The organism is Bacteroidia bacterium (assembly GCA_025056095.1).
In the GTDB taxonomy this organism is placed as follows: Bacteria; Bacteroidota; Bacteroidia; order JANWVE01; family JANWVE01; genus JANWVE01.
Genome location: JANWVW010000114.1, coordinates 1 through 8,848 on the forward strand (window position 1 = coordinate 1; position 8,848 = coordinate 8,848).

At 37.0% G+C, this 8,848-nt stretch carries 9 protein-coding genes; 4 read left to right on the forward strand and 5 right to left on the reverse strand.

Going from position 1 to position 8,848, the window contains the following annotated elements:
- Positions 1 to 203: 203 nt before the first annotated feature.
- Positions 204 to 632 carry a thioredoxin family protein gene (locus tag NZ519_09050; protein ID MCS7028900.1) on the forward strand — a complete coding sequence of 143 codons (429 nt, stop codon included), beginning with the start codon at positions 204 to 206 and terminating at the stop codon, positions 630 to 632.
- Positions 633 to 634: 2 nt separating this feature from the next.
- Here NZ519_09050 and NZ519_09055 read toward each other — a convergent pair whose 3' ends face one another.
- The gene (locus NZ519_09055) at positions 635 to 1,783 is read right to left on the reverse strand and encodes a transglycosylase SLT domain-containing protein (GenBank protein ID MCS7028901.1); all 1,149 of its coding nucleotides are present in this window, start codon (positions 1,781 to 1,783) and stop codon (positions 635 to 637) included.
- Between the two features lie 121 nt (positions 1,784 to 1,904).
- On the opposite strand from NZ519_09055, the gene rpsP reads away from it, so the two are divergent.
- The gene (gene rpsP, locus NZ519_09060) at positions 1,905 to 2,402 is read left to right on the forward strand and encodes a 30S ribosomal protein S16 (GenBank protein ID MCS7028902.1); all 498 of its coding nucleotides are present in this window, start codon (positions 1,905 to 1,907) and stop codon (positions 2,400 to 2,402) included.
- Positions 2,402 to 2,923: a ribosome maturation factor RimM gene (gene rimM, locus NZ519_09065; GenBank protein ID MCS7028903.1), complete on the forward strand. Its 522-nt coding sequence runs from the start codon at positions 2,402 to 2,404 to the stop codon at positions 2,921 to 2,923. The genes rpsP and rimM overlap by 1 nt, the downstream gene beginning before the upstream one ends.
- A 231-nt stretch (positions 2,924 to 3,154) precedes the next feature.
- Here rimM and fabF read toward each other — a convergent pair whose 3' ends face one another.
- The 4 genes from fabF to NZ519_09085 all read right to left on the reverse strand — a co-directional run bounded on the left by fabF (position 3,155) and on the right by NZ519_09085 (position 6,669).
- Positions 3,155 to 4,396, reverse strand: a complete 1,242-nt coding sequence (gene fabF, locus NZ519_09070; protein ID MCS7028904.1) for a beta-ketoacyl-ACP synthase II — start codon at positions 4,394 to 4,396, stop codon at positions 3,155 to 3,157.
- 141 nt (positions 4,397 to 4,537) lie between these two features.
- Positions 4,538 to 5,179, reverse strand: a complete 642-nt coding sequence (locus NZ519_09075) for a biopolymer transporter ExbD (protein MCS7028905.1) — start codon at positions 5,177 to 5,179, stop codon at positions 4,538 to 4,540.
- A 12-nt stretch (positions 5,180 to 5,191) separates the two neighbouring features.
- Positions 5,192 to 5,830, reverse strand: a complete 639-nt coding sequence (locus NZ519_09080) for a biopolymer transporter ExbD (protein ID MCS7028906.1) — start codon at positions 5,828 to 5,830, stop codon at positions 5,192 to 5,194.
- Between the two features lie 5 nt (positions 5,831 to 5,835).
- The gene (locus tag NZ519_09085) at positions 5,836 to 6,669 is read right to left on the reverse strand and encodes a MotA/TolQ/ExbB proton channel family protein (protein ID MCS7028907.1); all 834 of its coding nucleotides are present in this window, start codon (positions 6,667 to 6,669) and stop codon (positions 5,836 to 5,838) included.
- Positions 6,670 to 6,948: 279 nt separating this feature from the next.
- On the opposite strand from NZ519_09085, the gene NZ519_09090 reads away from it, so the two are divergent.
- Complete coding sequence (locus NZ519_09090) at positions 6,949 to 8,724, forward strand: SpoIIE family protein phosphatase (protein MCS7028908.1); 1,776 nt, start codon at positions 6,949 to 6,951, stop codon at positions 8,722 to 8,724.
- The last annotated feature ends 124 nt before the right edge of the window (positions 8,725 to 8,848 follow it).

The window sequence follows — 8,848 nt, forward strand, 5'->3', positions numbered from 1 at the left end:
CGATAGCGTAGCCCGTAGCACGCCGACCTTGCCCACACAAGCGCAAGCGAAGTGTGGGCAAGGGCACGCCCAAAAAAGAATCTAAAATCTAACCTTCATACAACAGAAGTAGAAGCAACGTAACTTTACGCAAATTTGTACCGAATAATTTTTTATTTTTATCCTATCCATTTGGCATATTTTTGGTAATTTTGTCAATCTGTATGAGAACCTTATTCAGAGTTGGAATAATAGTTTTTATCCTCTCTTTATCTTTGAAAACTATTTATGCTCAAGAAGCAGGAGTACAATTTTTCAAAGGCACGTGGAATGACTTACTTGCCAAAGCAAAAGCAGAAAAAAAGCCATTTTTTGTAGATGTATATGCAGTATGGTGCGGTCCTTGCAAATGGATGTCAAAACATACTTTCACTCATCCGCAAGTAGCGGAATACGCAAATAAAAATTTTATCCCCTATAAGTTAGATGGCGAAAGGGGTGAAGGTCCAAAAATTGTACAAGAGTACCAAGTACAGGCTTATCCTACCATTTTGTTTTTCAATTCAGAAGGTAAGTTAGTAGGCAGCCAAGTGGGCGCGCAGGATCCTGAAAGTTTTCTCGCTACTATGAAAAAATTCAAAGACAAAAACTAACTCTATGGGATTCGGATTTTTTGTCCTATTCTAATGTCTTCGGTCAGCCCAGGGTTGCACTTTTTTAAGGCTGCCACAGAAACACCGTACTTTTCTGCAATTTCAGAAAGCGTATCACCATTTCTTACTACATGATAATTGGGCTTGATAGGTTTGAACTTATTTACTAAAACGGTATCACCTACTTTAATTTCTTGTTTGTTTCTTACCTTATTGACTTTAAAAACATGCTTCTGTTTGCGAACTTCCTGCGCTGTTTTTTCATCTTTGATAACAATTAAATCGGGATTATCTAAAATAGCAGGGTCATTAGGCGTGGGAGGTAGGGTATTGACAATTAAATTTTCATCAATTTTAGCATTTGACGTCTTTTTTGGGATAAGGTACACATAGTTTTTGAGAAAGTGCCCTTCCTTAACAAAAGCGTTGTATTTTTTGAGCTCTTCTACTTCTACTTTGTGATATTTGGCTAAGTCTTGCCAAGAATTACTTTCTTTAGGCTTGAAGAGTACTAAAACTTTTTCAGGGGTTGAGAGTCTAATTCTTTGGGCAAAAGCTATTTTGTACGCAAGGGCATGAATAATATAGGCAGGGGTTTGTCCATCTACTACAAACTCATTTTTGTTGTAAAATTTTTGAGGGAATATTTTTTTTGCTCCCCCTCCACCTTGGTTATATGCTAACAGCGCCCCTATCCAATTATGAAAAATGTCATACCCTGTTTTGATGTATCGGCATGCGGCTTGAGTAGAAAGAATAAGATGCTTACGTTCGTCTACTTGCTCATCTACAGTTAATCCTACCGCTTTTGCTGTGGAAAGCTTCATCTGCCAGTATCCTACTGCTTGTGAGGGAGATACCGCATTCGGATTGAACTTACTTTCTTGAAGGCAAACATACTTAAAATCATCAGGTACATTTTCTTGTTGCAATACTTTTTCTAAAATAGGAAAGTGCATTGTACATAGGTGAACGATATTCTCTACACTTTTTTTGTAGTGTGTAAGCATATTAACAAATTTTTGCACTTCTGCTTTGCCACTGTGTGTAAATGTGATATGGGTATCCATAAATGTCATCGAGTTAGGGACTACTTGCCCTTGCATAATTATGTAAGACACACATAGCCATAAAATTAGCAAGTACTTCATTGCCCAAAGATAGACTTTTTATTCGTTTTTCACAAAGTTAAGGAGTAAAGTAGACTTTATTGTTTGACATCTTATTTTTTTTGTGTAGCTTTGCAGTCCATTTATCGGAGTTAAGTAAAACATGGCTGTTAAAATTAGATTAAGAAGACAAGGTAGAAAGAAAAAACCTTACTATCACATTGTTGTAGCTGATTCTCGCGCACCAAGAGATGGTAAGTTTATTGAGCGGATTGGTTCATACGACCCTACTACTATACCTGCAACAATTGAGTTAGATGATGCTCGTGCGCTTCATTGGCTTAAACAAGGCGCTATACCTACGGACACTGTTCGCAGGATACTTTCATACAAAGGGGTACTACTCAGGATGCATTTGTATCGTTGGGGTAAAAGCGAAGCAGAAATTGAAGCAGAATATCAAAAATGGTTAGCCGCTAAGCAAGCAAAAATCCAAGCACAAATTGAAAAAGCTCAAGCTAAAAAAGAGGAAAAGAGAACACTGCGTTTAGCTCAAGAGAAAGCTCAACGCTCTGAAAAAGAAGCAAAAATACAAGCTAAGTACCAAGCTGCTTCCTCTGAAAATAATCAAGACGCTCAAAATAACGATGTAGCCTCATAATGGAAGGTTACTATTTGCTTGGCTACGTAGCTCGTCCTCATGGTATAAAAGGTGTCCTAAAACTCAAAGTAGAAACTGACTTTCCTGAAAAATATCGAAAACTTAAACACCTTACTCTCAAACTCAAACATAAAGTTCAACATTTTGAGGTACAAAGTGTTTCCTACACCCCGCCTGATGAGATGCTGGTTAGTCTAAAACAAATCTCAAACCGAAACGCCGCAGAGGAATGGAGAGGCGCAGAAGTATGGGTTAGTATGGATTTTTTACCTAAACTGGAGGGCAAAAGCTTTTACTTTCACGAAGTTATAGGGTTTGAGGTCAGGGACGTAGTGCTAGGGAGCATCGGTAAAATTGAGTTATTTTACGAAACGGCAGCTCATCCTATCATCGCAGTTAATCACCAAGGTAAAGAAGTTTTAATTCCCGCAGTAGATGAATTTATTGTAGAGCTTAACCGCGATGAGCGCTATATGATAGTATCTCTACCTCAAAATTGGTTAGAGATATATGAGGATTAAATAAGGATTTTGGGTTAATATGGGCACATATTAGCCCAATTTTTTTACTTTTGTATTATGCTTCAAATTGTGGGTAAGATCATCATGGCAGTGGGTTTCGCAGTATGTGGAATCGGATTGGTAGACAGTCTGTTTTTTTATAACGATGCGAACCTGCTACCATACTTAGGTATAGGTTTTTTAATTTTTATGATAGGTAATATAATTGCCAAAAAGGGAAGCAAATAGTCTTCAGTATTTTTTGACAATTAAAGTGGCATTATGTCCGCCAAAGCCGAAGTTATTGCTCATAGCATAACGTATAGGTCTATGAAGGGCTGTACCTAACACAATATTAGGCAAATATGTATCCTGACCCACTTCTTGTGTGTTAATTGTAGGTGGAATAAATCCATGTTGAACCGCTAAAACGCAAATTAGGGTTTCTAAAGCCCCTGCTGCACCTAACAAGTGCCCTGTCATAGATTTAGTAGCACTAACATATAGCTTGTTAACATGGCTTCCAAATACCTTTTTTATGGCAATTACTTCGCTATTATCGCCTAATGGAGTAGAAGTAGCATGAAGGTTCAAGTAATCTATTTTTTCAGGTTGTATTTTAGCATCTAGTAGAGCATTTTGCATGCAGCGTATTGCACCTATTCCCTCGGGGTGTGTAGCAGTGATATGATAAGCATCTGCGGTCATAGCTCCTCCTGCAAATTCTGCAAGAATAGGCACTCCACGCGAAATAGCATGTTCATATTCTTCAAGTACGAAACAAGCTGCACCTTCTCCCATAACAAAACCATTACGGTCTTTATCCAGAGGTCGCGATGCGGTTTGAAAATTTTGATTTTGAGTTGAAAGTGCTTTTAGGGCGTTAAAACCTGCTATATGGGAAGGTGTGATAGGCGCTTCGGAAGCCCCTGCAATCATCACTTTTGCCTTGCCATAACGAATTTGGTTAGCCGCTTCAATAATTGCTGTGTTACCTGACGCACACGCAGATACGGTATTATACACTATTCCCCCAAAACCATAGCGCATAGATATCCAACCCGAAGCCATGTTAATTAGCATTTTTGGAATAAAAAACGGGCTGAATCTTGGATTTTGTAAATCTCTGGCAAACTCTATCAGTTCCTGATCATAAGTAGAAACACCTCCGTTAGCGCTGCCCCATATTACACCTATGTTACTTTTATCTATTTTCGAACTCTGCTCTAACCGAGCTTGTTCCACAGCTTCAGCACAAGCATACAGGGCATACTGTGTGTATAAATCCATTTTGCGTAGGTCTTTTTTATCTATTCGAGCTTGAGGATCGAAATTTTTCACTTCACAGGCAAATTGAGTTTTATGACAAGATGCATCAAATTTGGTAATAAGACCTACACCGTTTGTACCTTTTTTAAGATTTTCCAAAAAATCGGATACACTGTTTCCAATAGGGGAAACAACACCTAAGCCTGTGATTACTACAGTTTTCATGTTAGAAAATCAAATAAGTCAAATACTTGATTAGAATGAACAATTAAGCACAAAACTGAGTTACCTCGCCTTTTTATATATAGAAGGACATCCAAAAAAGATAAGAGAGTTGTACCTATTTTTAGCTTCTATATCATAAAACTATCTTTTGGCATATTCATCTAAAATGAGTTGTTCAGCAGGTGCTAAATCTACAATTGCGTAGCGGGGAATATCACAAATAGCCATTTCATCTAAAATATCTACCATATTTTTATATTTTGAAAGCTTGTGAGGCTTAATAAGAACTACGATTCCTTTTGTGTCATTTTTCTTTATTTCTGCCACGGCTTTTCGATATTGTTCTTCGTTAATTTGCCCGCTTTGCAATTTAGCCCGCAGGGGTTTTATTTCATTTAGTACTCGTGCATTCCTTTTGAGAAGGTATTGCCTAATGCCTTTGTTAGGGTCAAAACTAGTTTCTATGATACTAGGCGGTGCTTCACCATCTTTTGGGGGCATACCTTCGTAGTAGTATATTTTATCGTCCTTAGCAAGCATAATAGTAACTGCTTGCTCATCATTTATTTTTTGTTGCTCTTCTTTGGTAACATCTTTTTCAGGCATGTTCAGTTCCATAGACTGAGGTTTGCTCAAAGTGGTGGTGAGCATAAAGAATGTAATAAGCAGGAAGGCAAGGTCCACCATTGGTGTAAAATCTACACGAGTGGACATTTTTTTAGCACGTATCTTACCGCCTTTTTTCTTACCACCACCGCTACTACTGGTGTCAATTTCTGCCATAGACTAATTTTTCTATTTTTCAGGTTTTTTCTCTAAGCTGGTTACTAAATTAAACTTATTGATTTTTACTCGCGGACTTTGCAAAGTATTGATTATATCCTGCACTACGGGGTAATTAACATCATAATCCGCTTTAATAGCTATAAAAGGTGCACTTCCTGTTACTTCCTTGTAGGCCAGTCGTGCATACTGTATCCAGTCAGTAAGCTCAGAACGTTGATACTTGTTGGTAGTATCTATCGGGATACCTTTTTGTACGTTAGGATCAGCATGTTGGCTAAAATCCAAGCTTAAAAGTCTAGGTAGTTCCGCCATAGGGACTCCAAAGCTTGCCATGTTTTCAAACTTTTTGCGCTGCTCGGAAGTAAGAGTAAGATTTTTTTGTTTAGCTACTCGGTCTAGAATTTTACGCCTAACTTGGATATTATCTACTCCGAAAAATATTCTGCCTTTTCTATCTACGGATATAGTTATTACTTTGTCTTCGGGTAATTTTTTATCGGCTACCGAAGCAGGTGTATCCACGATAATAGGTTCATTAGGCTTGAATTTAGCAGTTAAAATAAAGAAGGTTAGGAGTAGGAAAGCCACGTCGCACATGGCTGTCATATCTATGTTTGTACTTTTGCGAGGAACTTTTACTTTACCCATAGATTTCAGGCACTTTGTTTACTTGAATGGGAAGCAGCAAAGCTTTGCACGATGCTAAATCCGCTTTCGTCTATGCTGTAAGTTAATTTATCAATACGACCTGTGAAGTAGTTATAGAAAATGATAGCCAGTGCAGAAGCAGTAATACCTGTAGCAGTGTTAATCAAAGCTTCTGATATACCGACTGCCAAAGCATCTGCAGCAGATGCACCTGATTCACCTAAAGCGGCGAATGCCCTAATCATACCTAGTACTGTTCCCAATAGTCCAATCAATGTGGATATAGAAGCAATAGTCGCCAAGATAGGTAGATTTTTCTCTAACGCAGGCATTTCTAGTGTGGTAGCTTCCTCAATCTCTTTTTGAATAGCTAGAGTTTTTTGTTCTAATTCCATTTCAGGTTCTTTTTCCATAGCTTTGTATTTTTCAAGTCCTGCACGGACAACATTAGCCACAGAACCTTTTTGCAAGTCGCACTCTCTAATAGCCGCATCAATATTGCCTGCATTTAAGTGCGCGCGAATTTTACGTACAAAGTTTTCAAGGCGTCCCTTTCCTGTGGCACGGTTGATAGTAATCATTCTTTCAATCGAAAACACAATTACCAACAGTACTAAGCACATTAAAATAGGCACAATAAATCCGCCCTTATACATCATGCCTAGATAGTTGCCAGGCAAAGGCATATTTTCAGGGTTGCCACCCTTAAAGTTAGAAGGGGCACCTAAAACGTACTTGTACGTTAGTATACTTACAATTAAGCATACAGGAATTACAATGGCAGCAAACTTGCTTTTGAGTGGGCTGCTCTCTTTTTTCTCCTTCTTGTTTGTACTCATAATGAAACAAATAAATTTCGGATGTTTTGTATTTTTATGCAAGTATACAACACTAACGTTGTATTTACCAAATTTTTTTTGAAAACCATTACAATTTTTTTGAATAATTACCTGATAATCAAACAATTGATACTATAATCAGGTTTTCGGTTACCTCCTTCATGTATCTAAACTACTTCTGAAAGAACACGTATAAAGTTAAAAGTTTAATTTGTATAATTGCATGTAGTATATTTGTAAAAGTATTTCATAATATAAAAACACTAAACGCTTATTGTTATGCCAAGAAAACCTATTATTCTCTGCGTAGACGATGAAAAAATTGTACTAGATAGTTTGCTAGAACAATTGGAGAACCACTTTTCACACATTTTTAGTTTTGAAATAGCTGAAAGTGGTAAAGAAGGGTTAGAAATTATAGAGGACTGTACGGCGCAAAAACAAGACATTGCTATCATTATTTCAGACCACCTTATGCCTAGTATGAAAGGAGATGAATTTATCATCAGTGCGCATAAAATAGTCCCAGATGCTCTTAAAATTTTACTCACAGGACAAGGTAATTTAGAAGCTATCAGTAATGTCATAAATCATGCACACCTTTACAGATACATCCCTAAACCTTGGGAAAAAACCGACTTCTTACTTACTATTGAGGAAGCCGCCAAAAGCTACATGCAAAAAGCTGAACTCAAAGAGTACAACACCCTTCTAAAAAACCTCAACCTTGCATCTCAAGAACTTTCCAAAGAAGTTAATCTCAATGAACTAATCAAAAAATTCTTGTACCTTGTAGTAGAAAATTCCAAAGCTCAAAAAGGAATCATTTTTACAAAAAGAAACGAAAAATTGTGGTGCAGAGCAGATTGCTATCGGAAGGATAAGCAAGTGAATTTGTATCCATTTGACTCAGAATACATCATTGAAAATGAAAAAAGCAATCAAACACTTTTCTCTATCATTGAACACTGCTATAACGAGAAAAAAACTATAATCTACGATGGTGAGGATTCTGTATTTAGTACTAACCTATACATACAGAAAAATAAAATAAAGTCTTTTGTAGTAGTTCCCTTAATCAAACAAGGAAAAGTACTTTCAGTACTGTACTTAGAGCATAACCAAAACAAACACTTTACCCCAAAAATTTTAGAAGCACTAGACCTACTAGTTTCTCAAGTAAGTATAACTTTGGACAATGTTCAGCTCTACAATAATCTTGAAAAACGTGTAAAAGAACGAACTCAAGAAGTAGTAGCTCAAAAAGAAATTATTGAAAGACAAAACAAAGATATTTTAGATAGCATACGTTATGCTCGTAGGATACAAGAAAATCTCCTTCCTAATGACGAACAAATTCAAAAAACCTGCTCAAAATACTGTATATTCTACGAACCTAAAGACATTTTAAGTGGAGATTTTTATTGGTATACAACACGCTATCATTATGCGTTCATAGCTGTAGCCGATTGTACAGGTCATGGTGTACCCGGCGCATTTATGTCAGTCATTGGGCACACACTGCTTAATCAAATTGTCAATCAGGAAGATATTTATGAACCTGCGCAAATTTTACTGCAACTACATAAAAAATTAGGCAAAATTCTCTCCTATTCAGAAGCTTATTCTGAACAAACTATTCGTGATGGTATGGATGTCGCTATTATACGATATGATTTATTAGACAAAAAAATTCACTTTGCAGGTGCAAAAAGACCTTTAATACTTGTTTCTAAAGATGGGTTACAGGAGATAAAAGGTTCTTCTTATTCTATTGGTGGGGAAATGAATGTAGTTGAACCAACTTATGAGCAGCATACTATTCAAGCGCAGTCAGGGGATAGAGTATATTTGTTTACTGATGGCTATACAGACCAGTTTGATGCCGAAGACAAAAAAAGATATTCTATCAAGCAGTTTAGAGAATTTTTACTCAACCATAGGTTTGTACCTATGCAAGAATTTAAGAAAATACTCATTGATGAGTGGCAAAATTGGAAAGGAAGAAATACGCAAACGGATGACATTCTTGTGATTGGTATAGAAATTCCGTAGTCTGCTCACTACTAAGTTAATTGAAAAATTTTAAATTTTAGTTTTAGTTTTTTGGGCGTGCCCTTGTGGGCGTTTCGCTTGCGCTCATGCCCACAAGGTCGGCGTGCTACGGGCTACGCTAACG